25 protein-coding genes are annotated in these 26,901 nt (G+C 71.2%); 10 read left to right on the top strand and 15 right to left on the bottom strand.

Features of this window, described 5'->3' with window-relative positions; all coding sequences use genetic code 11:
- Positions 1-26: 26 nt before the first annotated feature.
- From RBR11_RS18035 to RBR11_RS18025, 3 genes are all read right to left on the bottom strand, one after another.
- The gene (locus RBR11_RS18035; RefSeq protein WP_419956798.1) at positions 27-1,256 is read right to left on the bottom strand and encodes an integrase core domain-containing protein; all 1,230 of its coding nucleotides are present in this window, start codon (positions 1,254-1,256) and stop codon (positions 27-29) included.
- A 296-nt stretch (positions 1,257-1,552) separates the two neighbouring features.
- Positions 1,553-2,974 (bottom strand): aspartate aminotransferase family protein, encoded by a 1,422-nt coding sequence (locus RBR11_RS18030; RefSeq protein WP_308490771.1) that lies wholly within the window; start codon positions 2,972-2,974, stop codon positions 1,553-1,555.
- A 20-nt stretch (positions 2,975-2,994) separates the two neighbouring features.
- Positions 2,995-4,494 carry a CoA-acylating methylmalonate-semialdehyde dehydrogenase gene (locus tag RBR11_RS18025; RefSeq protein WP_308490770.1) on the bottom strand — a complete coding sequence of 500 codons (1,500 nt, stop codon included), beginning with the start codon at positions 4,492-4,494 and terminating at the stop codon, positions 2,995-2,997.
- 200 nt (positions 4,495-4,694) lie between these two features.
- Between RBR11_RS18025 and RBR11_RS18020 the strand changes: the two genes are divergently transcribed.
- Entirely contained in the window at positions 4,695-6,269 is a 1,575-nt protein-coding gene (locus RBR11_RS18020) for a PucR family transcriptional regulator (protein WP_308490769.1), read from the top strand.
- A gap of 49 nt (positions 6,270-6,318) precedes the next feature.
- Here the strand turns inward: RBR11_RS18020 and RBR11_RS18015 are convergent, their stop codons facing one another.
- From RBR11_RS18015 to RBR11_RS17995, 5 genes are all read right to left on the bottom strand, one after another.
- Positions 6,319-7,044: a Type 1 glutamine amidotransferase-like domain-containing protein gene (locus RBR11_RS18015; protein WP_308490768.1), complete on the bottom strand. Its 726-nt coding sequence runs from the start codon at positions 7,042-7,044 to the stop codon at positions 6,319-6,321.
- The gene (locus RBR11_RS18010; RefSeq protein ID WP_308490767.1) at positions 7,041-7,166 is read right to left on the bottom strand and encodes a hypothetical protein; all 126 of its coding nucleotides are present in this window, start codon (positions 7,164-7,166) and stop codon (positions 7,041-7,043) included. The genes RBR11_RS18015 and RBR11_RS18010 overlap by 4 nt, the downstream gene beginning before the upstream one ends.
- Positions 7,167-7,231: 65 nt before the next feature.
- The gene (locus RBR11_RS18005; RefSeq protein ID WP_308490766.1) at positions 7,232-7,576 is read right to left on the bottom strand and encodes a cupin domain-containing protein; all 345 of its coding nucleotides are present in this window, start codon (positions 7,574-7,576) and stop codon (positions 7,232-7,234) included.
- Entirely contained in the window at positions 7,573-8,967 is a 1,395-nt protein-coding gene (locus tag RBR11_RS18000; RefSeq protein ID WP_308490765.1) for an NAD(P)/FAD-dependent oxidoreductase, read from the bottom strand. Before RBR11_RS18000 ends, RBR11_RS18005 begins: the two co-directional genes overlap by 4 nt.
- Positions 8,968-9,104: 137 nt before the next feature.
- Positions 9,105-9,572 carry an Lrp/AsnC family transcriptional regulator gene (locus tag RBR11_RS17995; RefSeq protein WP_308490764.1) on the bottom strand — a complete coding sequence of 156 codons (468 nt, stop codon included), beginning with the start codon at positions 9,570-9,572 and terminating at the stop codon, positions 9,105-9,107.
- A 100-nt stretch (positions 9,573-9,672) separates the two neighbouring features.
- Here RBR11_RS17995 and RBR11_RS17990 point away from each other — a divergent pair, with 100 nt between their 5' ends.
- Positions 9,673-11,106: an aminobutyraldehyde dehydrogenase gene (locus RBR11_RS17990; RefSeq protein ID WP_308490763.1), complete on the top strand. Its 1,434-nt coding sequence runs from the start codon at positions 9,673-9,675 to the stop codon at positions 11,104-11,106.
- Positions 11,107-11,555: 449 nt separating this feature from the next.
- Positions 11,556-12,299, top strand: a complete 744-nt coding sequence (locus RBR11_RS17985; RefSeq protein ID WP_308490762.1) for a dienelactone hydrolase family protein — start codon at positions 11,556-11,558, stop codon at positions 12,297-12,299.
- A gap of 311 nt (positions 12,300-12,610) precedes the next feature.
- Here RBR11_RS17985 and RBR11_RS17980 read toward each other — a convergent pair whose 3' ends face one another.
- The 6 genes from RBR11_RS17980 to RBR11_RS17955 all read right to left on the bottom strand — a co-directional run bounded on the left by RBR11_RS17980 (position 12,611) and on the right by RBR11_RS17955 (position 17,723).
- Positions 12,611-13,528, bottom strand: a complete 918-nt coding sequence (locus RBR11_RS17980; RefSeq protein WP_308490761.1) for an ABC transporter substrate-binding protein — start codon at positions 13,526-13,528, stop codon at positions 12,611-12,613.
- 52 nt (positions 13,529-13,580) lie between these two features.
- Positions 13,581-14,309 carry an ABC transporter permease gene (locus RBR11_RS17975; protein ID WP_308490760.1) on the bottom strand — a complete coding sequence of 243 codons (729 nt, stop codon included), beginning with the start codon at positions 14,307-14,309 and terminating at the stop codon, positions 13,581-13,583.
- Positions 14,306-14,992: an ABC transporter permease gene (locus RBR11_RS17970; RefSeq protein WP_308490759.1), complete on the bottom strand. Its 687-nt coding sequence runs from the start codon at positions 14,990-14,992 to the stop codon at positions 14,306-14,308. The genes RBR11_RS17975 and RBR11_RS17970 overlap by 4 nt, the downstream gene beginning before the upstream one ends.
- A 1-nt stretch (position 14,993) precedes the next feature.
- Entirely contained in the window at positions 14,994-15,848 is an 855-nt protein-coding gene (locus tag RBR11_RS17965; RefSeq protein ID WP_308490758.1) for an ABC transporter ATP-binding protein, read from the bottom strand.
- A 7-nt stretch (positions 15,849-15,855) separates the two neighbouring features.
- Positions 15,856-16,158: a DUF427 domain-containing protein gene (locus RBR11_RS17960; protein WP_308490757.1), complete on the bottom strand. Its 303-nt coding sequence runs from the start codon at positions 16,156-16,158 to the stop codon at positions 15,856-15,858.
- A gap of 146 nt (positions 16,159-16,304) precedes the next feature.
- A complete protein-coding gene (locus RBR11_RS17955; RefSeq protein ID WP_308490756.1) occupies positions 16,305-17,723 on the bottom strand; it encodes a dihydrolipoyl dehydrogenase family protein in 1,419 nt (472 codons plus the stop codon).
- 237 nt (positions 17,724-17,960) lie between these two features.
- On the opposite strand from RBR11_RS17955, the gene RBR11_RS17950 reads away from it, so the two are divergent.
- Positions 17,961-19,571, top strand: coding sequence for a LuxR C-terminal-related transcriptional regulator (locus RBR11_RS17950; RefSeq protein WP_308490755.1), 1,611 nt, complete (start codon positions 17,961-17,963; stop codon positions 19,569-19,571).
- Between the two features lie 149 nt (positions 19,572-19,720).
- Positions 19,721-20,812, top strand: coding sequence for a flavin-containing monooxygenase (locus RBR11_RS17945; protein WP_308490754.1), 1,092 nt, complete (start codon positions 19,721-19,723; stop codon positions 20,810-20,812).
- 85 nt (positions 20,813-20,897) lie between these two features.
- Here the strand turns inward: RBR11_RS17945 and RBR11_RS17940 are convergent, their stop codons facing one another.
- Positions 20,898-21,890: a LacI family DNA-binding transcriptional regulator gene (locus RBR11_RS17940; protein ID WP_308490753.1), complete on the bottom strand. Its 993-nt coding sequence runs from the start codon at positions 21,888-21,890 to the stop codon at positions 20,898-20,900.
- A gap of 161 nt (positions 21,891-22,051) precedes the next feature.
- Between RBR11_RS17940 and RBR11_RS17935 the strand changes: the two genes are divergently transcribed.
- The 5 genes from RBR11_RS17935 to RBR11_RS17915 are packed head-to-tail and all read left to right on the top strand — an operon-like array spanning position 22,052 to position 26,901.
- Positions 22,052-22,876, top strand: coding sequence for an ABC transporter permease (locus tag RBR11_RS17935; RefSeq protein WP_308490752.1), 825 nt, complete (start codon positions 22,052-22,054; stop codon positions 22,874-22,876).
- Positions 22,873-23,670 (top strand): ABC transporter permease, encoded by a 798-nt coding sequence (locus RBR11_RS17930; protein ID WP_308490751.1) that lies wholly within the window; start codon positions 22,873-22,875, stop codon positions 23,668-23,670. The genes RBR11_RS17935 and RBR11_RS17930 overlap by 4 nt, the downstream gene beginning before the upstream one ends.
- Positions 23,667-24,662 (top strand): ABC transporter ATP-binding protein, encoded by a 996-nt coding sequence (locus RBR11_RS17925; RefSeq protein WP_308490750.1) that lies wholly within the window; start codon positions 23,667-23,669, stop codon positions 24,660-24,662. Before RBR11_RS17930 ends, RBR11_RS17925 begins: the two co-directional genes overlap by 4 nt.
- A gap of 38 nt (positions 24,663-24,700) precedes the next feature.
- Positions 24,701-25,798 carry an extracellular solute-binding protein gene (locus RBR11_RS17920; RefSeq protein ID WP_308490749.1) on the top strand — a complete coding sequence of 366 codons (1,098 nt, stop codon included), beginning with the start codon at positions 24,701-24,703 and terminating at the stop codon, positions 25,796-25,798.
- Positions 25,795-26,901 (top strand): adenosine deaminase family protein, encoded by a 1,107-nt coding sequence (locus tag RBR11_RS17915; RefSeq protein WP_308490748.1) that lies wholly within the window; start codon positions 25,795-25,797, stop codon positions 26,899-26,901. Before RBR11_RS17920 ends, RBR11_RS17915 begins: the two co-directional genes overlap by 4 nt.

Raw genomic sequence — 26,901 nt, 5'->3', positions numbered from 1 at the left:
TCAGGACATCGGTGACAGTTGGTGTCTCAGGACATCGGTGACAGTGGGCGTCTTCTGGGGGCCGATCCTCGGGGTCTGCCGTTGCCGACGTAGCGGGTGCCGGGTTGTGGCCAGGGGTGTTCGATGATGAGGGTGCCGCGCTCGTCGAAGATCATGATCAGGGCGGGGTTCCAGATCGCGTGGACTTGAGTGCCGGCGAACTCGTTCCCGAGTTGGAATGTGGTGCCGCGGATGCTGATGTCGCCGTGCGTGCGGACGATCCGGACGGCATCTCCAGTCGCCCCGGGATGGGTGGCAGCGTCAGGGTCTGGCTCTGGCGCGGGAGCTTTCGGTGTCGCGTCCCAGGCCTGTTGCGGGGTGCTCCGACCGGGAAGCGCCTGGTGCGGGCGCTCGGTGTTGTAGATCACGTCGAACCGGTCCACGAGATGTTGGAGTTCCTCGATCGTCCCGGCGAGGGGCTGCTTGTCCAACCATCGGAACAGGGTCTGGTGGAATCGCTCGTTCTTGCCCTGGGTCATGGGGTGCCCGGGCTTCCCGGTGATCGCGACGACGCCGAGCGTGCTCACGTAGGCGACGAGCTGACTGACGATGCCGCGGCGGTGCGGGTTCAATGCGGCACCGTTATCCGTGAGGAGCCGCTGCGGGACCCCATGCCGGGCGATCCCCTTCTCCATCACCGTGACCGCGCCCTTGCTCGTCTCCGCCCTCGCGACATGCGACGCGACCGCGAGACGAGCATGATCATCGGTGAGCTGGAAGATCACGCAGGTCCGTCCGCCCGCGAGGACGTACTCGGTCGCATCGAGTTGCCAGCACGCGTTCGGAGCGGGATACACGAACCGTCGGAACGCGGACCGCGGCTTCTTCTTTGGCTCCACCCGGGCGACGCCCGCTTCGCGGAAGATCCGTGCGAGTGAGGCGATCGACGGGGTCGTGAATCCCATCGATGTCATCTTGTCGTGCACGCTGATCGGCCCGTAGTCGAGCCCGGATCGCTCCAGCGCTGCCCGCACGTCCAGCGCGCTCCGCTTCACCTCCTCGCCGATCTTCGCCGGCGACGCGGACGGACGACGAGACTGCGGCTCCAGCACCGCCGCCGGGCCCTTCTCCCGCGCACGAGCGAGCAGCACATAGAACGTCTTCCGCGAGATCTCGTGCTCTCGACAAAACGACGTCACCGCCCCACGCGGAGCATCCGCAGGCCAACGAGAGATCGCGAGACGGACACGCGCATCAACAGGTTCATTCTTCGACACCGCTCAATCTGAGCCGAGAAGTGTCACCACCAAGACCCCCAGAACTGTCACCGATGTCCTGATACAGAACCGTCACCGATGTCCTGAGACATAACACCACCACTATCCACAGCGCGTCCGGGATTCAGCAGCGCGTCCGGGAGAGCGCAGCGCGAACGGGAGAGCGCAGCGCGAACGGGAGAGCGCAGCGCGAACGGGAGAGCGCAGCGCGAACGGGAGAGCGCAGCCCACGGCAGCGGGGCCCGCCCGGAACGAGTCCGGTGCGGGACCCGCGTCGTGCGTCCCAGCGACAGGCCTCAGTCGGTGTACTCGTCCGCCACGCTCAGAGCGACGTCGATCGCGGCGAGGCCACGGACGAGCTCGTCCTCGGTGATCACGAGCGGCGGGGCGATGTGCGTGCGGTTGAAGTGCACGAACGGCCAGACGCCGCCCTTCTTCGCCGCCGCGACGAACGCGCCCATCGGCGCAGCCTCGGCGCCGGCCGCATTGAACGGCACGAGCGGCTCCCGCGTCTCGGCCGAACGCACGAGCTCGACCGCCCAGAACAGGCCCTGCCCGCGCACCTCTCCGACGCTCGGGTGCTTCTCGAGCCAGCCCTGCAGGGTCGGCGAGACGATCCGGGATCCGAGGTCGCGCACGTGCTCCAGGATCCCGTCGCGGCGGAACACCTCGAACGTCGCGACGCCCGCGGCGCACGCGAGCGGGTGCCCCGAGTAGGTGAGCCCGCCGGCGAACGGGACGGTGTCGAACGCGTGCGCGATCCGGTCGGAGATGACGACGCCGCCGAGCGGCACATACCCCGAGTTCACGCCCTTCGCGAAGGTGATCAGGTCGGGCTTCGCGTCGAACGCGTCGATGCCGAACCACTCGCCCAGCCGGCCGAAGCCGACCATGACCTCGTCGGCGATGTAGACGATGCCGTACCGGTCGCACAGCTCGCGCACGCCCTGCAGGTAGCCGGGCGGCGGCACGAGCACGCCGTTCGTGCCGACGACGGTCTCGATGATGATCGCGGCGATCGTCGACGGGCCCTCGAGCTGGATCACCTGCTCGAGGTGCGCGAGCGCGCGCTGCGACTCCTCGGCGAGGGTCGTCGAGTGGAACGCCGAGCGGTACAGGTACGGCCCGAAGAAGCGCACCGTGCCGGTGTCGACGGCGTCGTTCGCCCAGCGCCGCGGGTCGCCGGTCATCGAGATCGCCGTCGCCGTGGAGCCGTGATAGCTGCGGTACATCGACAGCACCTTGCGGCGCCCGGTGACGGAGCGCGCCATGCGCACCGCGTTCTCGTTGGCGTCGGCACCGCCGTTCGTGAAGAACACCTTCTCCATGCCTTCGGGCGAGACCTCGGCGATGAGCCGGGCGAGCTCGCCGCGCACGTCGTTCGCGATCGACGGCTGGATCGTCGCGAGACGTCCGGCCTGCTGCTGGATCGCGGCGACGAGGTCGGGCTGCTGATGCCCGAGGTTGAGGTTCACCAGCTGGCTGGAGAAGTCCAGATAGGCGTTGCCCTGGTAGTCCCAGAACGTGGAGCCCTCGCCCGCGGCGATCGGCATCGGGTCGATGAGGGCCTGCGCACTCCACGAGTGGAACACGTGCCCGCGGTCGTCGGCGCGCACCTGCGCCTCGGCCTCGGGGGCCGGGAGCGCGTGCACGGTGCCGAACCGATCGATGAGCCCCTGGCGATCGGTGAGAGCGGCGGCGTCGGTGGCGACGGTCATGATCTTCGGTCCCTTCGGTGTCAGTGGTTGCTCGGGAAGCCGAGGTCGACCTGCGCCGGGGTGTGGTCGGGCCAGCGGGTGGTGACGACCTTCGAGCGCGTGTAGAAGTGGATCGACTCGGGGCCGTAGATGTGCGAGTCGCCGAACAGGCTGGCCTTCCAGCCGCCGAACGAGAACGCCCCGATCGGCACGGGGATCGGCACGTTCACGCCGACCATGCCGACCTCGATGTCGAACTCGAACTGGCGGGCGGTACCGCCGTCGCGGGTGAAGATCGCGGTGCCGTTGCCGAACTGGTGCGCGTTGATCAGGTCGACCGCCTCGGCGTAGCTGTCGACGCGGACGACCGACAGCACCGGGCCGAAGATCTCGTCCTCGTACAACTTCATGCCGGGCTTGACGTCGTCGATCAGGCTGATCCCGGTGAAGAAGCCGTTCTCATCGAGACGTTCTCCCGCCGCGATCCTGCGCGTGCCGTCGATGAGCACCGTGGCGCCCTCGGCCGCAGCACCCGTCACATACGACTCGACGCGGTCGCGGTGCTCGCGGGTGACCAGCGGGCCCATCTCGCTCGCGGCGTCGGTGCCGGCGCCGATGCGCAGACCCGCGACCTTCTCCGTGATCGAGGCGATGAGGGGATCGGCGACATCGCCCACGGCGACGAGGACCGAGACGGCCATGCAGCGTTCGCCCGCGGAGCCGTAGGCGGCGGAGACAGCGGCCGCCGCGGCCCCGTCGATGTCGGCGTCGGGCATGACGACCATGTGGTTCTTCGCGCCGCCGAGGGCCTGCACGCGCTTGCCGTTGGCGGAGGCGCGCTCGTAGATCGCCTGGGCGATCGGGGTGGATCCGACGAAGCTCACGGCCTTGACCTGGGGCGCGTCGAGCAGGGCGTCGACCGCGACCTTGTCGCCGTTGACGACGTTGAGCACGCCGTCCGGCAGGCCCGCCTCCTGGAACGCCTTCGCGAGCCAGATCGCCGCGGACGGATCCTTCTCGCTCGGCTTGAGCACGACGGTGTTGCCGCACGCGATCGCGGAGGCGACCATCCACAGCGGCACCATCACCGGGAAGTTGAACGGGGTGATGCAGGCGACGACGCCGACCGGCTGCTTGACAGAGTGCACGTCGACGCCGCGCGCGACCTGCTCGGCGTGCTCGCCCTTGAGCAGGTGCACGAGGCCGGCGGCGAACTCGACGTTCTCGATGCCGCGGGAGACCTCGCCCGCCGCGTCGGAGAGCACCTTTCCGTGCTCGCTCGTGACGAGGGCCGCGATCTCCGGGGTGCGCTCGGCGAGGATCTGACGCAGGCGGAAGAACACGTCGGCGCGCTTGATCAGGCTCGTCTCCCGCCAGGCGGGCAGGGCGGCGGCGGCCGCGGCGACGGCCTGCCCAGTCTCGGCGGCAGAGGCCAGGGCGACCTGCCGGTGGGCCTCGCCCGTGGCGGGGTTGTAGACGGGCGCGGTGCGCTCGGTCTCGCCGGCGTCTGCGCCGTTGATGAAGTGACGGATCACGGTCACGTGATGCTCCTCGGGTCGTGGTGCTGGTTCTGGTGGCTGAGCAGTCCGCGAGAAACCAGATCCTGCATGAGGCACCAACCCAGGCGTGGTGTCTCATGTCGAAAAGGGTTTCTCACGGACTTACGACGGGGATCCGGACACTCTGATCGGAGGTGTCCGCACGCTTGCCCTCCCATGCTGGCAAAGGAGAGGATGGATCCGTGCCCTCAGATCGTCTGGACTTCACCAGTGACCGGACAGATCGTCCGGACGCGTATGAACCCGGCCTGCCGACCGTCGCCGACGCCCTCGGGGTGGCTTCGCTGCAGGCCGGCCTGCCAGAACTGCTCGCCGGATCCGTGGACGTCCCGGTGCGGTGGGTGCACGTCTCGGACAGCGACCGCGTGGCGCCGCTGCTGAACGGCGGCGAGCTGCTGCTCACGACCGGCGCGAGCTGGCCCGGGGCGGCGGACCCCCTGACGCGGCTCGTCGACGAGTTGGCCGACGCCGGCGTCGCCGGGATCGTGCTCGAGCTCGGCACGCGGTTCACGGTGGCCCCGCCCGCGCTCCTGGCCGCCTGCCGCGCGCGGGACCTCGCGCTGGTGACGCTGGACCGCGAGGTGAAGTTCGTCGCGGTGACCGAGGAGGTGCACCGCCGGATCATCGCCGGGCAGGTCGAGGCACTGCAGGAACGACAGCGGCTTCACGACCTGTTCACCGGACTGAGCCTGCGCGGCGCCCCGATCGAGGTGGTCGTCCGGGAGACGGCGCGGGCGCTGCGGGCGCCAGTCGTGCTCGAGGACCTCGCGCACGAAGTCGTGGTGGCCGACACCTTCGACGCCGCCGAGGCCGAGGTGCTCGCGGACTGGACGCGGCGGTCGCGGCGCCTGCCGGAGACCTGGACCCGAGTCCCGGTCGCGGCCCGGGGCTCGCGCTGGGGAGAGCTCGTGGCATTGCCCGGGCCGCCGCATCCTGGGGGACGCGCGACCGTGCTCGAGCAGGCCGCAACCGCGCTCGCGCTGTCACGCCTGGCCGACGGCGACGGCGCCTGGGCCCGGCTGCGCGCCGACGGGCTGGTCGCCGCGGTGATCGGCGAGCGGTTCGTCGCGGTGGCCGACATCGAGGCGCGCCTGGAGGCGTCGGGCTTCCCCGTGCACGGGCGCGCGCTGTACGCGGCGGTGGGCTCTTCGGTCCCTGAGCCCGTCGAAGGGACCCCGCGCCGTCCGGGCGCTTCGACAGCCTCAGCGACCCGGGTCGGATCCCTCCCCCTGCCGATCGGCGAGACCCGGATCCTTTCCGCGACCATCGACACGGAGCGGATCCTGCTCGCGTCCGTTCCCGCCGGATCCCCCCTCCCCGATCCTCTCGTCGCGGACCTCGGATCCGGCGCGGTCAGCGATCCCGCCGAGACTGTCGCCGAGCTGCTCGCGGCGCTGCCGGCCGTCCGCCGCCTGGCACGGCAGGCCGGTCCGGGTGAGCTGCTGCGCGTCGCGGATCGCCCGCTCGCGCGCCTCGCCGCGGAGCTCAGCGGCGACCACCGCCTGCAGGAGCACAGCGCGCGGCTGCTCGCACCTCTGATCCGGCACGACGACGCGACCGGCGGCGACCTCATCCGGGTGCTGCACGCCGTGGTCGCCCACCCCGGCAATCGCACCGCGGCGGCGAGCGCCTCGCATCTGTCGCGCTCGGTCTTCTACCAGCGCCTCACCGTCATCGCGGACCTGCTCGGCGCCGACCTCGACGACGGCGAGACCCTGTCGGCCCTGCACCTGGCCCTGCTCGCGCACGGGCGCTGAAGAACTCCCGGCACGGCTCGCGCGAGGTCGCAGGACTTCGCGGGCGCTCTCACGTGCCGATCGTCGAGACCAGCACGCCGCCCTCGGCCGGAAGCACCCGCCAGACACTGCCCGTGCCCTCGACCCGGAGCGCGCCATCGTCCACGATCAGGGCCGTGCGCTCGTCGATGCCGAGCGCACCGGCGATCAGCCCGGACTCGACGGCGGCGACCAGGCGGGACAGCACGCCCCGCTGGGCCACATGCACCTCGATGGCCACGTCGACGAGGCCGATGCCGACCTCGATCTCCAGCTCATCGCCCGGCTCCGCGGGATCCTCGGGGGAGACCGCCACGCCACCGATACGGGCGCCGCTGCCGAGCGAGCCCTCCGCCGCGATCATCGCGCCGGCCGAGACACCGAGGTAGGGCACACCGTCGGCGACCAGCCGGCGCACCTCGTCGAACACCGGCTCGAGCCCGGCGCGCACGGTCTCGACGTTGCCGCCGCCCACCGCGATGCCGTCGACGTCGGCGATCGCATCGAGCCCGATCGGCTCGCCCGGCCGCCCCGCGGTGAGGTGCAGCTCGAGGGCTTGTCCTGTTCCGGCCTCGGTCAGGAGCTCGCCGAGCGCCGCCGCCTTCTCCTCGGCCTCGGGGTGCAGCGAGATCACGGCGATGCGCGGCCGGGCGCGGCCCGTGTGGGACGCGCGCACCAGCGCTTCAGTGACGAACGGTGCATGGAGAGCGGCGTCCGCGGTCGTCGTCGCACCGCCGCCGATGAGGTGCACGCTCACGCGGCAGCCTCCCCCGCTGTGCCGGCGGACGATGGTGCCGCATCACCGAACCGGTCAATCGGGAGGAGCTCGCGGCGGATCCCGTCACTGTCGACGGCCGCGTCGTACGCATAGAAGGTCATCCCCTGAGGCTAGCCGGGCGACGGTCACCGTCGTGCCCGCGCGGGATGCGATTGCCGACTCACGCTCACGTGATGTAGACCTTGCGCAGCGTCTCGGTCACGGTCCACGCCGTGCGCATCCCCTCGGCGAGCCGGACGACGGAGCCCGGCCCCACCTCCAACGACGCCAGCGCCGGATCCTCGAACGCGATCGTCGCGCGGCCCGACAGCACGACGAACAGCTCGTCGGCCTCGGTGTCGCGGGCCGTGCCGGGCGTCATCTCCCAGATCCCGATCTCACGGTCTCCCGTGTCGTCGAGCACCGCGACAGCGGTCGTCGGCGCGCCCGCGACCACGTCGGAAGCCGGCAGCGGCGCGTGAGCGAGGTCGAGGCCGGCCACGGCCGTCCCGGCGAGGGGCAGCGCGGTCACGAGTCGAACCCCATGCCGACGGCGTCGAGCGTCTTCAGGAACAGGTTGCGGCGACCGCCGTTGTGGTCGGCCCGATCCATGGCCGCGCGCACGAGACCGACGCCGATCGAGGCCGCCGGCTCCGGCGGGAACGGGATCGGCTTCGTGCGCACCATCTCCAGCTGGGTGCGCTCGGTCGTGAGCCCCGCGAGCTCGTCGAGCATGACGTCCGCGGCGAACCGGGTGGCGCCGACGCCGAGCCCGGTGAAACCGGCCGCGTAGGCGACGCGCCCGCCGCGCGCGGTGCCGAAGAAGGCGCAGAACCGGCTGCACGAGTCGATCGCGCCCGCCCAGCGGTGCGTGAACTGCAGGCCCTCGAGCTGCGGGAACGTGGTGAAGAAGTGCGAGGCGAGCGTACGGAACGTCTCCGGGCGCTCCTCGTACTCCTCGCGCACCTTGCCGCCGAAGTGGTAGATCGCGTCGTAGCCGCCGAACAGGATCCGGTTGTCGGCGCTCAACCGGTAGTAGTGGAACTGGTTCGCGCTGTCCGCGAGACCCTGCCGGTTCTTCCAGCCGATCGCGTCGTACTGCTCGGCCGTGAGCGGCTCGGTCATCAGCGCGTAGTCGTAGACGGGGACGGTCATCAGGCGGTTGCGCTTGAGCAGCGACGGGAACACGTTCGTCGCGAGCACGACCTGGTCCGTGACGACGGATCCGTTCTCCGCCGTGACGGTCTGGAGGCCCTTGCCGCGGATCCCCGTGACCCTGGTGCGCTCGAAGATCTGCACGCCGAGCTCGGTCGCGACCCGGGCGAGCTCGAACGCGAGCTTCGCGGGGTGCACCATCGCGCAGCCCGTGCGGTTCCAGGATCCGGCGAGGTAGGTGGGCGAGGCGACCTCGGCCTGCACGGCCGCCTGGTCGAGGAAGTTCTCGCCCGCCATCCACTCGATCTGGTGCGGTTCGACCGCGAGAGCGAGCTGGCCGGTTCGCTCCCAGTCCACGTCCATGCCGTAGCGCTGCACGCTCTGCTCGATGCCGTCGAGATTCTCCAGGCCCAGCCGCTCGAGCGCCTCCATCTCGGCGGGCCAGCGGTTCTGACCGTTCTCCTCGCCGTGAGTCAGGCTCGCCTCGCAGAAGCCGCCGTTGCGACCGGACGCGGCCCAGCCGACCCGGTTCGCCTCGAGCAGCACGACCGTGCGCTGCGGGTCGCGCTCCTTGGCGCGGATCGCGGTCCAGAGTCCGGCGTAACCGCCGCCGACGATCGCGAGGTCGGCGCGGACGCCGCCTGCGAGCGCCGGATACGCGGTGCGCTCGACGTCGTCGAGCCAGAACGGCGCGTGCGCCGTGCTCTCGAGGGAGCGCTCGATGACCGAGGCGCTCGGCTGCCGTCGTTCGAAGACGGTTGTTCCCATGGCGACTTCCTTGTCCGGTGCGGTGGGAGAGGTTCGGTTCCGGGCTCGGCGCAGCGCGCCGGGGTCGCCGCGGCGACGGTGTTCGGCGGGCCAGGGCGGTCAGCGAGCCCGGGCGGCGGGGGTGCCGGGGCTCCGGATCAGCGGGTGCCCCAGTTGTAGAAGTCCTTGTGCTGACCCGCGTAGAGGAAGTACTCGGTGTGCTTGACGCCGGGGATCGGGCGGATCCGCGTCGCGACCAGATCGAGCAGTTCCTCGTCGCTCTCGCAGATCGCCTCGGCGAGGATGTCGAAGGATCCCAGCGTCACGTTGACGTAGGCGATGGCGGGGATGCGCGCGATCTCCTCGGCGACGATCCGCGGATCCCCCTCGACGCGGATCCCGAGCATGGCCATGCGGGAGAAGCCGAGCTGGCGCGGATCGGTCACGGCGACGATCTGCACGATGCCACTGTCGGTGAGGCGCTGCACGCGCTGACGCACGGCGGCCTCGCTGAGGCCGACCGCGCGACCGATCTCGGCGTAGGGACGGCGACCGTCCTCCTGCAGCAGCTCGATGATCCGCTTCGAGACATCGTCCAGCACCGGCGCCTTGGGCTTCTCGCTCATGCGACGATCCTGACACCATCAACTATCCTCTGCAACTGATTTCGCAGATTCGGATCCACATTTCTTTCGATTTCGTGGGATCTCACGTAGGTTGTTCCGCATGCAGACCACGCTGTTGCAGAACTTCATCGGCGGCCGGTACGTCGCCGCCCGCGGCGAGGGCCGCATGGACCTCGTCGACCCGGCCACCGAGCAGGTGTACGGCCAGGCGCCGATCTCGGATCGGAGCGACGTCGACGCCGCCTACGCCGCCGCTGCCACGGCCTTCCCGCTCTGGCGCGACACGACGCCCGCCGAGCGGCAGCTCGCGCTGTTCCGGATCGCCGACGCGATGGCCGCCCGCGCCGACGAGTTCGCGGACCTCGAATCGCAGGACACCGGCAAGCCCCGGGCGAGCCTCGTGGCCGACGAGATCGACCAGTCCGTCGACCAGCTGCGCTTCTTCGCCGGCGCCGCCCGCAGCCTCGAGGGCCGCGCGGCCGCGGAGTACATGGCCGGGCACACCTCGTACGTGCGCCGCGAGCCGGTCGGCGTGATCGGCCAGGTCACGCCGTGGAACTACCCGCTCAACATGGCCGTGTGGAAGATCGCCCCGGCGCTGGCCGCCGGCAACACGATCGTGCTGAAGCCGGCCGAGGCGACGCCGCTGACCACCCTGCTGCTCGCGGAGATCGTGGCCGAGCACACCCCCGCCGGCACGCTCAACGTGGTCCTCGGCGATCGGGAGACGGGCGCGGCCCTGGTCGCGCACCGGACACCGCAGATGGTCGCGATCACGGGATCCGTCCGCGCCGGCATGGCGGTGGCGGAGTCGGCCGCCTCCGATGTGAAGCGCGTGCACCTCGAGCTCGGCGGCAAGGCCCCCGCGATCGTGTTCCCCGACGCGTCGATCGAGAAGGCCGCGGCGGGCATCGTGACCGGTGCGTTCTTCAACGCCGGCCAGGACTGCACGGCCGCGACCCGGGTGATCGTGCACGCCTCGGTGCACGACAAGCTGATCCGCGCGCTGGTCGAGCGGGTGCGCACCCACGCCCGCACCGGCGGCCCCCGCGAGGAGGGCGTGTTCTACGGTCCGCTGTCGAGCGCCGCACAGCTCGCTCAGGTGCAGGGCTTCGTGGACCGGCTGCCCGCGCACGCGCGGATCGAGACCGGCGGCCGCCGCCAGGGCGAGGTCGGGTACTTCTTCGAGCCGACGATCGTCTCGGGCATGCGGCAGCACGACGAGGCCGTGCAGAGCGAGATCTTCGGCCCGGTCCTCACGGTGCAGTCGTTCGAGGACGACGACGAGGCCCTCGGCTACGCGAACGGCGTGCCCTACGCCCTGGCGGCATCGGTGTGGACGAAGGACCACGCCCGCTCGCTGCGGTTCTCCCGCGACCTCGACTTCGGCTGCGTGTGGATCAACACGCACATCCCGTTCGTCTCGGACATGCCGCACGGCGGGTTCAAGCACTCCGGCTACGGCAAGGATCTGTCACAGTACGGCTTCGACGACTACACCCGCATCAAGCACGTGATGAGCGCGCTGGACTGAGGCGGCACGGCCGGGGTCAGCGCCGCCGACCCGTCCCGTACCATCGAAAGGCCCGACCGCAGCATCGAACTGCGCGGCTCGCACACCCGGGTGGGGGATGGGTTTCGCTGCTCGGGCCGCCGACCGAGCAGCGTTTTCCATCTCCCGACGCAGCGCCCTGGGCACGGAGATGGATTTCGCCGCGCCCAGCGCGCTCGGAGCAGCGGAATCCATCTCTGGAAGCACATCCAGGGCGATCCATCCCGAACCGGATCCGGTCGCGCATCGCTGCCGCCGCGGGATGGCGCTCGACGACACCACCGGGAAGTGCTACGGTCGCCTACGCCGTGTGGCAGGAAGAGGAGGTGGTCCCCGTGAACGAAACGACGTGGGTGCTCCTCAGCGAGGTCACGGTCGGGCGATAGGTCGCCCGGGAGCGCCGTGATTGCGTACTCCCGAAAGGCACGACCATGAACATCACCTCCACCACGCATCGCGACGACGGCATCGTCGAGCGCGACTTCCTCCTCGGTGAGATCCCCGGCATCCTCTGGACGCCCGGATCCGCCTCCGCATCCGCACCCGTCCCGCTGATCCTGCTCGGCCATCCGAGCGGGCCAGGGCTCGCCCGGATGCGCCCCCGACTCGACGGGCGCGCCCGCGCCGCGGCCGAACTCGGCTTCGCCTCCGTCGCGATCGAGCTGCCGGGCAACGGCGCCCGGCCGGCGCTGCCCGACCTCGAGAGCGCCAGGGCGGAGCTCTGGCAGGCGCTGGATGCCGGCCTTCGTCCGGACGAGGACGTCATCGATCGACTGGTGCTGCCGCTCGTCGACAGGGCGGTCCCGGAGTGGCGGACGGCCCTGGACGCGGTGCTCGCGCTGCCCGAGATCGGCGGCCCGGTCGCCTACTCCGGCGGGGTGCTCGCGATCGGGATCCGGCTCGCGGCGATCGAACCGCGCATCGTGGCGGCCGGGCTCTTCGCCGGCAGCTACGTGCCGCTGCGCATGTTCGACGAGGCCCGGCGGGTCACGATCCCGGTGCACGTCCTGCTGCAGTGGGACGACGAGGGCAACGACCGGCAGCGGGCGCTCGACGTGTTCGACGCGTTCGGATCCGCGGAGAAGACCCTGCAGGCCAACCTAGGCGGACACACCGGTGTCCCGGTGTGGGCCGGCGAGGACGCCGGGCGGTTCTTCGCGCGGCACCTCGGATAGGCCGCCATCCCCGGGGTCGTTGAGCGAGCCACGAGCGCAGCGAGGAGCGAGACGAACGCGGTCGCCCACAGGTCACCGCGTTTCGTCTCGGTCGCCTCCGGCGTCCTCGCTCAACGACCCCGATAGGGGACAGCCGAGTGGCGAGGACGCCGGGCGGTTCTTCGCGCGGCACCTCGGATAGGCCGCCATCCCCGGGCCGTTGAGCGAGCCCCGAGCGCAGCGAGGAGCGAGACGAAACGCGGTCGCCCGCCCGTCACCGCGTTTCGTCTCGGTCGCCTCCGGCGTCCTCGCTCAACGACCCCGATCCGACCTCAGCTGAGCCCCTGGGCCTTCAGCCAGGCCTTGGCGATGTCGGCGGGCTGCTTCTTGTCGACCGTGCTCTGCACGTTGAGCTTCACGAGCTCGGCCGTGGTGAGCTTGGCGCTGACCGCGTTGATCGTCTTCGAGATCTTGTCGGCGATGTTCGCGCTCGCGATCGGGACGACGTTCGACGACAGGATCAGGTTCTTCGGATCCTTCAACGCCACGAGGTCGCCCTTCTCGAACGCGGGGTCGGCCGTGTAGATGTCGGCGACCTGCACGGTGCCGGCCTGCAGGGCCTCGAGCGTCGTCTGCCCGGTCGCGGAGAACGCCAGGTTCACGCCGTAGACCGTCTTCGCGGCGGCGGGGCCGTAGGGGCGCTTCTCGAACTCGGGGGCGGCGCCGACCGTCACCGTTCCGGGCATCTTGTTCAGGTCGGCGATCGAGGACAGACCGTACTTGTCGGCGTTGGCCTTGGTCACGGTGTAGGTGTCCTGGTCGGCGGCCTTGGCGTAGTCGAGGGCCGTGAGGCTCGACGGCAGCGCCTTCTTCAGGGCCGCGTAGACGTCGTCGGGGCTGTTCGTGCCGGCCTTTCCGCCGAGGTACTCGAGCAGGTTCCCGGTGTACTCGGGGAACAGGTTGATCGCCCCCGACTTCACCTCGGGCATGTACGCGTCGCGCTGACCGATGTTGAACTGGCGCTTGACGGTCATGCCGGCCTTCTCGAGCGCCTGCGCGTAGATCTCGGCGATGATCTCGTTCGAGTAGTAGGCCTGCGAGCCGACCACGATCGTGCCGGACGAGCCGGATCCCCCGGTCGCCGTCGGCTGGGCGAGCGGGTTGCTGGAGCTGCATGCGCTGAGGGCCAGCGCGACGGCGACCGCGGCCGTTGCTGCGGCAGCGATGCGGGTGATGCGAGCGGTGAACATGGTGTTCCTCTCTGGGGCGGACTGGGGTGCGGGAAAGTCGGGAGGCGCCGGATCAGGTGCGTGCCGGGCGCAAGGCGCGGGGACGGGCTTCGGTCTCGGTGCGGCCGCCGCCCGCAGCGCGCACCCCGGCGGGAACGGCGGCGCGCTGGGCGATCGCGAACAGCAGGTCGACGATGAGGGCGAGCACGGCGACCAGCAGGGCTCCGGCGAGCACCTGGTCGAACCGGTTCAACTGGATGCCCTGGATGATCGGGAAGCCGAGGCCGCCGAGGTTCACCCAGCCGGCGATCGTGACGGTCGCGATCACCTGCAGGGTCCCGGCGCGCAGACCCCCGACGAGCAGCGGCAGTCCGAGCGGGAACTCGACCTTCCAGAACACCTGCCACGGCGTCATGCCCATGGCCCGGGCGGCGTCGATCACCCGCGGCTCGATCGCCTCGATCCCGGTGTAGGCACCGGCGAGCAGCGAGGGGATCGCGAGCAGCACGAACGTGACGAGCCCCGCGGCGGGCACCTGCAGCACACCGAAGAGCAGCACGAGCAGGATCAGCAGGCCGAAGGACGGGATCGCCCGTGCCGCGCCCGAGATCGCCACGGCGACCTCGCGCCCGCGCCCGGTGTGCCCGATGAGCCATCCGGCGGGGACGGCGATCAGCGCCGCGACGAGGACGGACGCGACCGTGTAGAGCAGATGCTGCGCGAGCAGCGTCGGCAGGGCGTAGGTGCCGGTCCACTGCGCGGGGGCGAGGATCCAGCGGATCGCGTCGAGGAAGAGGTTCATGCGGCACCTCCTGCCGCGACGGCGGAGCCCGACCGCCGTGCCCGCGACTTCGTGGCGCGGTTCCACGGCATCAGCACCCGCCCGAGCACCACGAGGAGCCCGTCGATGAGGAGCGCGAGGATGACCACGGCGAGGACGCCGGCGAAGACCTCCTCGATGAACCGGCGGTCGAGCCCGTTCGTGAAGAGGTAGCCCAGGTTGGTCACTCCGATGAGGATGCCGACGGTGGCGAGCGCGATCGTGCTCACCGCGGCGACGCGGACGCCGGCGAGGATCACCGGACCCGCGAGCGGCAGCTCCACGGTCCAGAACCGGCGGCCGGATCCGTAGCCCATCGCGGTCGCGGCCCGGCGTATGTCGGCGTCGACGGAGTCGAGCCCGTCGGCGACCGAGCGGACCAGGATCGCGACGTTGTAGATCGTGAGGGCGATCACGAGGTTGGACTCGCTGATCGCGGAATAGCCGAAGAGCGCCGGCATGAGCATGAGCAGCGCCAGCGACGGGATCGTGTAGAGCAGGCCGGTGAGCACGATGACGGGACCGCGCACCAGGCCGTACCGCCAGGCGACCCATCCGAGCGGCACCGAGACGACGACCCCGAGCACGAGCGCGATCAGGCTCTGCCGCAGATGCACCGCGGCGAGGCCGAGGATCAGCCCGAGGTTGTCGATGGTCCAGGACACGTCAGCCGGCCGTCCCCGCGTCGATCGCGACCGCGTCTGCGGGAGTCTGCACGAGCGTGCCCTGCGCCCGCCCGTCGGCGTCGACGACGACGGTGCCGTGCGGGGTCTGCTTCAGGTGCAGCGAGCGCCTGCCCCGGTCGGCGCCGACGAACGCCGCGACGAAGTCGTCTGCGGGCGCCGCGAGGATCTCCTCCGGGGTGCCCTGCTGCACGATCCGGGCGGCCCTGTCGAGGATCACGATCCGGTCGCCGAGCAGGAACGCCTCGTCGATGTCGTGCGTGACGAAGACGACGGTCTTGTCGAGCTCGCGCTGCAGCCGCAGCAGCTCCTGCTGCAGCTCGGTGCGCACGATCGGGTCGACCGCGCCGAAGGGCTCGTCCATGAGCAGGATGTTCGGATCCGCCGCGAGCCCGCGTGCGACGCCGACGCGCTGCTGCTGCCCGCCGGACAGCTGGATCGGGTAGCGGTCGGCGAGCCGCTGGTCGAGCCCGACGGTGTCGAGCAGCGCCCTGGCGCGGACATGCGCGTCCCGCCGGGCGACGCCGTTCAGGCGCAGCACGGTCGCGACGTTGTCGATCACCGTGAAATGCGGCATCAGGCCGGAGTTCTGCATCACGTAGCCGATCCCGCGGCGCAGGGCCACCGGATCCTTGTCGCGCACGCTCTCGCCGTCGATCTCGACCGTGCCGCCGGTCGGCTCGACCATGCGGTTGATCATGCGCAGCAGCGTCGTCTTGCCGGACCCCGAGGATCCGACGAGCACCGTCGTCTCGCGCGCCGGGATCACCAGGCTGAAGTCCTCGACGGCGTGAGTGCCGTCGGGGAAGGTCTTGGAGACGGATCGGAACTCGATCATGGGCGCCTCAGAGGGACACCTTCACGCGCGGATCGAAGGCGACATAGCCCGCGAAGTCGACCCCGACGCGCTCGATCGCGCTCTCGTAGGGACGCGGGTACGCCCACGCCAGATCCGGGTGGGTCACGTCGTCGACCCGGACCGAGTAGTACTGGCACTCGCCCTTCCACGGGCACGTGTACGGGGTGGGGCTGGTCTGCAGCACGCCCTCGGTGACCGCGGTGGGCGGGAAGTACCGGTTGCCCTCGATGATCACCACATCCGCCTCATCGGCCTCGGCGACGACGGCTCCGTCGAATACTGCCTGCATGCTCGACCCTCCCTCGGGTTGTTCCGGCGCCGCGCCTTCGACAGGCTGTGCCCTCTAGACAGTACGCGGCACCTCCGACAACGGAAACAGGCGGGCCGGTGTCGGGATTCCCGGATCCCCTGATTTCGAGGAGCGGAACAGGGGGGTCAGGCCGATCGGCGGCCGTACGCCTCGAGCAGGCGCAACCACACCTCGCTCATCGTCGGGTACGACGGCACCGCGTGCCAGAGCCGGGTCAGCGGCACCTCGCCGGCCACCGCGATCGCGCCCGCGTGGATCAGCTCCGCGACGTCGGGCCCGGCCAGCGTGACGCCGAGCAGCACCTGGCGATCCTCGTCGACGACCATGCGGGCGCGGCCCCGGTAGCCGTCCGCGTGCAACGAGGCGCCGGACACCGAGGAGAACTCCACGTCGACCGCGCGGACCCGGTGCCCGGCCCTCTGCGCCGCCGCCTCGGTGAGGCCCACCGCCGCCACCTCCGGCGCGGAGAACACGACCTGCGGGACGGCCGCATGATCCGCCGTCGCGGCGTGCCGCCCCCACGCGGCGTCGTCCACCTCCTCGCCGCGCGCACGGGCCGCGATCACGTCGCCGGCGGCGCGTGCCTGGTACTTGCCCTGGTGCGTGAGCAGCACGCGCCCGTTCACGTCGCCGACCGCGTACAGCCAATCGGATCCGGGGACGCGCAGGGTCTCGTCCACGGCGATCGAGCGCCCCGGTTCGAGACCGACCGTCTCCAGGCCGATGTCGCCGCTGCGGGGTGTGCGGCCCGTCGCGACGAGGACCTCCGCGGCGCGCACCTCCCCGCCGTCGGTCCGCACCGTGACGCCTTCGGCATCGCGGGCGACCGAGAGCGTCGCGACCCCGGTGCGGACGTCGACGCCGAGCTCGCGCAGCCCGTCGGCGACGAGCTCGCCGGCGAAGGGTTCGACCGTGCCGAGCAGTCCGCTGCGGGCGAGCACCGTCACGACCGCGCCCAGCGAGGCGTAGGCCGTGGCCATCTCCACGGCGACCACACCGCCGCCGATCACGACGAGGGACGCGGGGATCTCCTCGGCGCTCGTCGCGTCCCGGCTGGTCCACGGATCCGCCTCGCGCAGGCCGGGGATCGGCGGGACCGCGGCGTCGGATCCCGTGCTGACCGCGACCGCGTGACGGGCGGTGAGCACACGCTCGGAACCGTCGGGCGTGGTGACGGTCACCCGCCGCTCGCCGCTCAGCCGGCCGTGCCCGCGGACGAGCTCGATGTGCGCCGACGCGAGCCAGCGGACCTGGCCGTCGTCGGTCCAGTGATGGGTGAACCCGTCGCGCCGCGCGAGCGTCGCCGCGACGTCGAGGGATCCGGTCATCGCCTCCGCCGCACCGCCGACGTGCTGTGCCGCGCGCAGCGCCTGCGGCGAGCGCAGCAGCGCCTTCGACGGGATGCAGGCCCAGTAGGAGCACTCGCCGCCGACGAGCTCGCTCTCCACGATCACGGCGGTGAGGCCGCCCTGCACGGCGCGATCCGCCACGTTCTCGCCGACCGGTCCCCCGCCCAGCACGATCAGGTCGTATTCGTCGGTCATCTCCGCCTCCCGTCGCCGCGGCCCCGTGGGACCCGTTCCACCCTCCCAGAACGCCCGTCACGCCGCCCGGATTCCTCACGGATCCGCAGGCCGGGTGCCTGTCTCCCGTCGTTTCGGGGAGCGATGTCCGCGCTCGTCCCCGGGTTTCGAGGACGGACATCGCTCCTCGGGATCGGAGAACGATCGGATCCGCCCGGCGCCCTTGTCCCCCGTGCGGCGGGGGCAGATACTGTGCGCATGGCGATCCGGGGCGCGCCCGTCGTGGACTGGACGGGCCGATTCGAGGAACTCGCCGCGCGCGAGACCGCCCTCGCGCCCGGCGAGCTGGACGACCTCGGCCAGGCGGCCTGGTTCATCGGCCGCGACGACGTCAGCGCCCGCGCGTGGGAGCGCGCGCACCTCGCCTATCTCGACGCCGGCGACCTCCCCGCGGCGGTGCGCTGCGTGTTCTGGCTCGGATTCACGCTCAGCGAGCAGGGGCAGGAGGTCCTCTCGCGGACCTGGATGGGCCGGCTGTACGAGCTCTGCGCGCGGCCGGACGCGGATCGGCGCACCGATGCGTTCCGCGGGCTGTGCGACGCGGTCGTCCGGTTCGCGGAGGGCGACATGGACGGATCCGTCCGGCTCTACCGCGCGGCGGCGGACCTCGCCGCAGCGGTGGGGGACGGCGACCTCGACGCCCTCGCCACGATGGGCCTCGGCCACTCGCTCGTGAAGCTCGGCCGGGTGGAGGAGGGTTTCGCGAGCCTGGACCGGGTGATGCTCATGATCGGCAGCGGGCGGGTGAGCGACCGCGCCGCCGGGCCGGCGTTCTGCGCCGTGGTGGCGGGACTCCTCGCCCGCGGCGACCTCGAGCGGGCCAGGGTCTGGACCCGTGATCTCGGGGACTGGTGCGACTCGCAGCACGGCCTCGAGCCGTTCCGCGGCGAGTGCACCCTGCACCGCGCCACGGTCATGCAGCTGGGCGGGGAGTGGAAGGCCGCGGCGAAGGCCGCCGACCAGGTCTGCCGCTCGGACAAGCGCGTGGAGACGATCGCGAACGCCTGGTACCGCGCGGCGGAACTGCACCGCGTCGCCGGCCGTGCCGCCGCGGCCCGCGACGCGTTCCGCCAGGCGGCCGCGCTGGGACGCGAGGTGCAGCCGGGGCTCGCCCTGCTGCACCGCGACGCCGGCGAGCTGGAGACCGCGTGGGCGGGCCTCTCCCGCGCCCGGTCGTCCCTGCTCGGCCCGGCCGAGCGGGCGGAGGTGCTCGCTGCGGTCGTCGCCGTCGCGCTGGACCGCGGCAGGATCGCCGACGCGCACACCGCAGCCGAGGAGCTCGCCGGCTGCGCGGAATCCTTCGACTCGCTCTCGATGCGCGCCCTCGCCGCCCAGGCGCAGGGCGAGATCGCGCTCCGGGAGGGCCGGCCGGCCGAGGCCCTGGCGAAGCTGCGGGCGGCGTGGCTGGACTGGCGGCACCTCGACGCCCCGCATCAGGCCGCCCTGGTCCGGGTGGCGATCGGATCGGCCGCCCGCGCCGCCGGGGACGAGGAGGGTGCGCTGCTCGAGTTCGACGCCGCGCGCGCCGTGCTGGAAGGGCTGGGGGCGGTGCCGGATCTCGCCCGGCTGGAACGGCTCGCCGCGACGACCCGGCGCGAGCCCGCGGATCCCGGCCTCAGCCGCCGCGAACGCGAGGTGCTCGAACTCGTCGCACGGGGCTGGTCGAACCGGCACATCGCCGAGCGGCTGTTCCTCAGCGACCGCACCGTGGCCCGCCACGTCGGCAGCATCCTGAGCAAGCTCGACGTCCCCAGCCGCTCCGCCGCGACCGCCTACGCCTTCGCGCACGGGCTCGTCAGCGCGGTCTGACCCCGGCGCGCAGCACCACAGGCGCTGAGGCTGCCACGGCCACTGAGGCTGCCGGAGCGCCGATCCGTGCCCGGAATTGGTCATTTCTGCCGATGCCGGCCCCTCCCGCCCCGCCCTAGCGTGCAGGAAAGACGGAGAAGGAGGCTCTCATGTCCACTGCAGCACTCGACCTGGCCATCATCGGCGCGGGAGCGGCCGGCCTGCACACCGCCCGGCGGGCGCAGCAGCACGGCGCGACGTTCGAGGTGTTCGACGCGCACGCGCGCATCGGCGACACCTGGCGCGAGCGCTACCGCTCGCTGCGCCTGTTCACCCCGCGGCGCTGGGCGGAGCTGCCCGGGCTGGGGCTCGACATCGGGTACTTCGAGTACGCCACCGGCATGCAGCTCGCCGACTACCTGGAGCGGTACGCGGCGACGTTCGAGATCCCGGTCCGCACGAGCACGCCCGTGCAGCGGCTCTCGCTCGATCCGTCGGGCCTGTTCCGCCTCGAGCTGCCGGACGGCGAAGAAGTCCTCGCGGAGCGCGTCGTCGTCGCGGCGGGCGCGCACCACCGGCCGATCGTGCCCGCCCTCGCGGCGGAGATCGATCCGACGATCCGGCAGGTGCACTCGCTCGACTACCACGGCCCGGAGGATCTCGCGGCCGGGGCGGTGCTGGTCGTCGGCGCCGCGAACTCGGGCACGGACATCGCCCTCGAGGCCGCCGCCGCGGGGCACCGCACCACGATCGCCGGGCGCAACCCCGGGCAGATCCCGGGGCACATCGACACCCCGGTCGGCAACCTGATCAGCAGCATCTTCATCCGGCGCCTGCGCAACGCCACCTCCGACACCGAGAAGGGGCGGCGGATGTGGGACGAGCGGAAAGGGCACGGCGTCAACCTGGTCCGCAACCACGTCTCCGATCTGATCAAGGCGGGGATCCGGCAGGTCGGACGCGTGGTGGCCGTCGACGACGGCCTTCCGACCCTCGAAGACGGCGAGCGCCTGGATCCGGCGACGATCGTCTGGTGCACGGGATCCCGTCCGGTGCTGGGCTGGATCGACATCCCGGGTTTCGCGGACCGCGAAGGGGTCCGGCACGACCGCGGGATCTCGACGACCGTCCCCGGCCTGGCGTTCGTCGGGCTGCCGTTCCAGTACTCGATCGCGTCGCCGACCCTGATGGGCATGGGGCGGGACGCGGAATACGTCGTGGAGCAGCTGTTCCCCGCGATGCGGGCGCTGCAGGCGGCGTGAGTCGGGCGGGCACTGCAGGCGGCGTGAGTCGGGCGGGCGCGCCCGGCGCGCCCTGAGCGCGGTGGACTCCCCGGCGGGTGCCCGCTCAGGGCCTCGTCGGCTCCTCGGCGGCGCCGCCCGCGCCCGACCGCATCGGGCCGAGGACGAGCCCGACGTCCAGCCGCACCCGCGCCGCCGGCTCGTCCGGGGCCGCGATGCGCCGCAGGAGCATCTCCGCGGCGGTGCGCCCCAGCCCCTGACCGTCCACGTCGATCGCAGGCACGTCCACGCTGCCCAGCGCCTCCACGATGGCGCGCTCGGAACTGACCACCGGAGGGCGATCGCCCTCCACGAGATAGGCGAACTGCACGCCCAGACCCAGCGCGGTCGCATACGGCACGACGGCGGTCGGCGCGCTCTCGCGCACCGCCGCGGAGGCCTCGATGCCCGCCGCGAACGTCGAATCGTACGGCCCGACGACGGTCACCTGCGCGTCGGAGCCCACGGCCGCGGCCTGCGCCGCCGCCGTGCGCTGGCGGTCCTGCCAGGATCCGGCCGGGCCGCCGAGGTAGACGATGCGCCGGTGCCCGCCGGCGATCAGGCTCTCCACGAGCGCTCCGAACGCCGTGGCGGAGTCGGCGATGACGGAGGGGATCCCGTCGATCTCGCGATCGACGAGGACGGTCGGGGTGCTGCCGAGCGCGGCCCGGATGAACTCGTCGGATCCGCGCGGGGCGAGGACGATGAGGCCGTCGACCTGACGCCGGAGGCGCTCGAACGAGGGGAGCTCGGCGGCCGTCTCCAGCGGATGGACGACGACCGTCAGCTGATAGCCGTCGGCGTCCGTGCTCTCCTGCGCCCCGGCGATGATCGGGGTGAAGAAGCTGTTGTCGAGCGTGGGCACGACGAGCGCGAGGATGCCGCTCTTCCCCCCGGCGAGCAGCCGCGCCGCGGTGTTCACCACGAATCCGAGCTTCTCGGCGGCGCTGTGCACGCGTTGGGCGGTCTCCGTGGAGACCACCTCCGGGCGTGAGAACGCCCGCGAAGCCGTCGCCTTCGAGACTCCGGCGAGCTTCGCCACATCGGCGATCGTGACCATGCAGGCTCCTTAATTCCGCTCAGCCTATCCTGGCATCAATATGTAACCGGTTGTTTCTGTGCTGAACAGCCTGAGATCGTCTGTGAAACAAGGAGAAGCATCAGATCTTGCACTTTGAATGAAACCGGTTACTCTGGACCAAACGATCAGAGGAGATGGTGATGCGGAGCAGGCTCACGCCGACGCTGCTGTTGCTTCCGGGACTCGTGTTCCTGCTCGTCGGGTTCCTCATACCGTCCGTCACGATGCTGCTCGCGCCGCCGCGGACGAAGACGACCGACATCTTCGCCCGGGTGGGCATGATGCTGACGGACCCGTACGATCTGACGATCATCGGACGGACGGTCCTGCTGGCGTCGATCGTCACGGTCGTGTGCGTGGTGCTCGGCTTCCCGATCGCCTACCTCCTCGCCCGGTCCACGTCGCGCTGGTCGGGCGTCCTACTCGCGCTGGCGATCTTCCCGCTGCTGCTGAGCAACGTCGTCCGCACGTTCGGCTGGCTGGTCGTGCTCGGCTCGAACGGCGCGATCGGGCAGCTCCTTACCGGACTCGGGATCGTCGACAAGGCGCCGCAGCTGCTCTACACGCCGCTCGCGATCGTGCTCGGTCTGACGCAGCTCTTCCTGCCGCTGGCGATCATCACCTGCTACTCCGCCGTCTCGCAGGTCGACCCGGGCCTCGACGACGCGGCCCGCGGGCTCGGGGCGTCCCGGACGCGCACCTTCTGGGATGTCGTGCTGCCGCTGTCCCTGCCGGGCATCGTGGTCGCATCCACGCTCGTGTTCGCCGGATCCGTGACCGCGTACACCACGCCGTACCTGCTCGGCGGCTCCGCGAACCGGGTGCTGTCCACCCAGCTGTTCAACTACGCCAGCGTCACGATCGACTGGGCCGGCGCCTCCGCGACCGCCCTCATCATGACGGTCCTCGTGTTCGCCGTCTCCGCGCTCTCGTCGGCGATCGGACGGAAGGGAGCCACCTCGTGAAGACCGCACGCCCGGTCGCCACGGCCTTCGCCGTCGCCGGCTACATCGTGATGATCGTGCCGATCCTGTTCGTCGTCGCCGTCTCGTTCACTCGAAGCCCGACGCTGAAGTTCCCACCCCAGGGCTTCTCCCTGCAGTGGTTCGACGCGGCTCTGAAGTACCAGCCGTTCATCGGCTCGCTCGTGACCAGCGTCGAGATCGCCCTGCTGGCGACGCTCCTCGCGCTCCTCGTCGGCGTGCCGACGACGCTCGCGATCCACCGCGGCCGGCTCCCCGGCAAGGGCATCGTGGAAGGCCTCTTCCTCTCTCCGCTGATCGTCCCGGAGCTCGTCGTCGGACTGGCCCTGTTCCAGCAGCTGATCGTCTCGTTCCGGATCGACAACTGGTTCGTGCTGCTCGTCGGGCACACGGCGCTCCTGCTGCCCTACGCCGTGCGCGTGACCGGTGCCGCCGTCATCGGCGCGGATCCGTTCCTGGAGGAGGCCGCCCGCGGACTCGGCGCCTCGCCGTGGCGCACGTTCTGGACGATCACGCTGCCCATCCTGCGGCCGGGCATCTTCTCGGCCGCACTGCTGAGCTTCATCACCTCGTTCAACAACGTGCCGCTCTCGCTCCTGCTGCAGAGCCGCACGACCCGCACGCTGCCCGTCACGATGCTCGACTACGTGCAGCAGAGCTACGACCCCATGGTCGCGGCCGCATCGACCCTCATCCTCGCCGCCACGATCGTCATCGCCGTCATCGCCGAGAAGACCGTCGGCTTCGCCAAGATCTTCGGAGGCATCAACCGATGAACGCAGCAGCGCAGTTCGAATCCGTCAGCCAGGTCTTCGGCGACTTCACCGCCGTCGACGGCATCGACCTCAGCATCCCCGCGGGCAAGCTCACGACGCTGCTCGGGCCCTCCGGATGCGGCAAGACCACGTCCCTCCGGATGCTGGCCGGGTACACCCGCCCGACCAGCGGACGGATCCTGATCGACGGCGCCGACGCCACCCGCACGCCGCCCGAGAAGCGCGGTCTCGGCATGGTGTTCCAGTCGTACGCGCTGTTCCCGCACATGACCGTCGCCGAGAACGTCGCCTACGGTCTCAAGCTGCGCCGTGTCGGGCGGCGCGAGCGCGACGCGCGCGTCGCCGAGAGCCTCGAACTCGTCGGCCTCGTCCACCTCGCCGCCCGCAAGCCGCGCGCCCTGTCCGGCGGGCAGCAGCAGCGGGTCGCCCTCGCCCGCGCGATCGCGATCCGGCCCAGGCTGCTGCTCCTCGACGAGCCGCTGTCGAACCTCGACGCGCGCCTCCGGGTGCAGATGCGCGCGGAGATCCGGCGCATCCAGCACGAGACCGGACTCACGGTCGTGCTCGTCACGCACGACCAGGACGAGGCGCTCGAGATGAGCGACGAGATGGTGCTCATGCGCGCCGGCAGGATCATGCAGCAGGGCGCTCCGGCGGACGTCTTCGGATCCCCCGCCAACCGCTTCGTCGCCGACTTCCTCGGCTACGAGAACTTCGTGCAGACCGCCGACGGCCTGGTGACCGTCCGGCCCGAGCACGTCGTCGTCGAGCCGGGCGATTCCTCCCGCACCGCCGGATGGTCGCTGCCGGCGACCGTGCGCGATGTCGCCTACCGCGGCGTGGACCTGCTGATCACGGTCGACGCGAACGACCGTTCCGACACGGTCACCCTGCGCTCGCACGTGCGGGCCGACGGCGCGCCCCGCGTCGTCCCCGGCGACGCCGTGACGGTGTCCGCCTCCGCCTCCCACCTCATCGCCCTGTCCGACTGACCCCGAGCTCGTCCCGACCGATCCCGAAAGGAACACCCATGAAGATCCGCCGCCTCCGCGCCGTCGCGCTCGTCGCCGGCCTCACGGCATCCGCCATCGCCCTCGCCGGCTGCAGCTCCGCCGCTCCGGCCGCCGCGCCGAGCGCCACCTCCGCCGCCCCCGAGTCCAAGACCCTCGTGGTGAGCACCTTCCCGTTCGGCGTCGATCAGCTCAAGCAGGCCGTGATCGACCCGTTCACCAAGGCGACCGGCATCACCGTCCAGATCGACACCGGGTCGAACTCCGACCGGATCTCCAAGCTGCAGCTCGCGGCAGGCGTCGACCCGGGCGTGGACGTGATGATGATCAGCGACTTCTACGCCGCGCTCGGCCAGAAGGACGACCTGTTCCAGAAGGTCGACGCGTCGAAGGTACCGGCGCTGAAGGACATCGCCTCGTTCGCCAAGGAGAGCGCCTACGACGGTCCCGCGTACAGCTACCAGCTCAACGGCACGCTCTACCGCACGGACGCGCTCGACAAGAAGCAGGCGGCCGATTGGAGCCTGTACGGCAACAAGGCCTACGCGGGCAAGCTCGCCCTGCCCGACATCGCCGTGACCGCCGGACAGCTGACCATCAGCGGCGTCGGCACCGCGTACGGCAAGGGCCCCTACGACGTCGACAGCGCGTTCAAGACCATGCACGGCTGGGCTCCGAACGTCCTGCAGTTCTACAGCTCGTCGACCGAGGTGACCAACCTGATCACCCAGAAGGAGATCGTGGCGGCCGACGCGCTCAACGGCTTCGCCACGAAGCTCGTCGCCTCCGGCGAGCCGATCGCCTGGACCGCGCCGTCCAAGGGCGCCTACATGGCGACCAACCGCGCGATGATCCCGAAGGGCGCCGCCCACACCGACGCCGCGTACAAGTTCATCCAGTACCTCCTCGGCGTCGAGGCGCAGACCGCCTCCGCGAAGCTCGTCGGCGACCTGCCGGTGAACCCGGGCGCGACGATCCCGAAGGAGATCCAGGCCGTCGTCGGCGACATCGGGAAGGACCCGATGGCCGCGGGCTACAAGACGCTCGACCCGTCGAAGCTCGTCCCCACCCGCAGCCAGTGGGTCGACCGCTTCGCCCGCGAAGTGACCGCGAAGTGACGCCCGCCGTCACCGGCGAATGGATCCGGGGGCTCCCGAAGGTCGAGCTGCACTGCCACCTCATCGGTGCGGTGCGCGCGACGACCTTCGCCGAGCTGGCCCGGCGCTCCGGCCTCGACCTCCCGGACGAGCCCGAGCGCATCTTCGCCGACATCAACTCGCTGCCGCCGGACCCCGCGCTGTACGAGAACACCGTGATCCCCGTCCCGCAGGGCCGGTCGGCAGACGAACCCGAGGTCTCCTACTCGCTGTTCCAGGCCTCCACCTGGGTCATCCAGTCGCTGCGCGAGGCGGACGATCTCACCCGGATCGTCTACGAGGCGTTCGAGGACGCCCACCGGCAGAGCGGGGTGCGGCACCTGGAGCTGTTCTTCGACGACGTGCCGGAGCACCTCGCGTCGCTCGGCTACGCCGGGAGCGTGGCCGCGTACGCCGAGGGCATCCGGATGGCGGAGCGCGACTTCGGGATGACGGGGCGGCTCATCAAGGGCGTCGACCGGTCCAAGAGCGGCGAGGAGGCTCTGGCCGGTGTGCGGGAGGTCGTCGACAACCCGAACGAGTACGTCGTGGGCATCGGCCTGGACAACCTCGAGACCGCCGGCCCCCCGGAGCGCTTCGCGGACGCGTATCGGCTGGCGGGCCAGGCGGGTCTGAAGCGGACGGCGCACTCCTCGGAGCACGCCCCCAGCGCGCAGAACACCATCACGTGCCTCGACCTGCTCGGCTGCGACCGCATCGATCACGGGTACTACGTGCTGGAGGATCCGGACGTTGTGGCGCGCGTCCGCGACGAGCGTGTCGCCTTCACGGTCGGGTCCACCACCTCGCGGCGCTCCTGGCGTCCGTGGCGGCGCGCGTCCATCGGGGCGATGCTCGAGGCGGGTCTGAACGTCATTCCCTGCTCCGACGACCCGGGCATGTTCCCCACCTCGCTGACGAACGAGTACACGATCCTCAACGAGCAGATCGGTGCGACCCGTGAGCAGCTGAGCCGGATGGCCCTGCGGGCCGTCGACGCCTCGTGGCTGCCCGACCCGGAGCGCGCCGCCCTGCGCGCGGAGGTCGAGGCCGCGATCGTCGAGCTGGACGCCGCCGGCCTGTAA

Source organism: Microbacterium capsulatum (assembly GCF_030865425.1).
GTDB classification, from domain to species: Bacteria; Actinomycetota; Actinomycetes; order Actinomycetales; family Microbacteriaceae; genus Microbacterium; species Microbacterium capsulatum.
The sequence above is the reverse complement of the archived record's forward strand: the minus strand, read 5'-3'. Positions and strand labels throughout refer to the sequence as shown.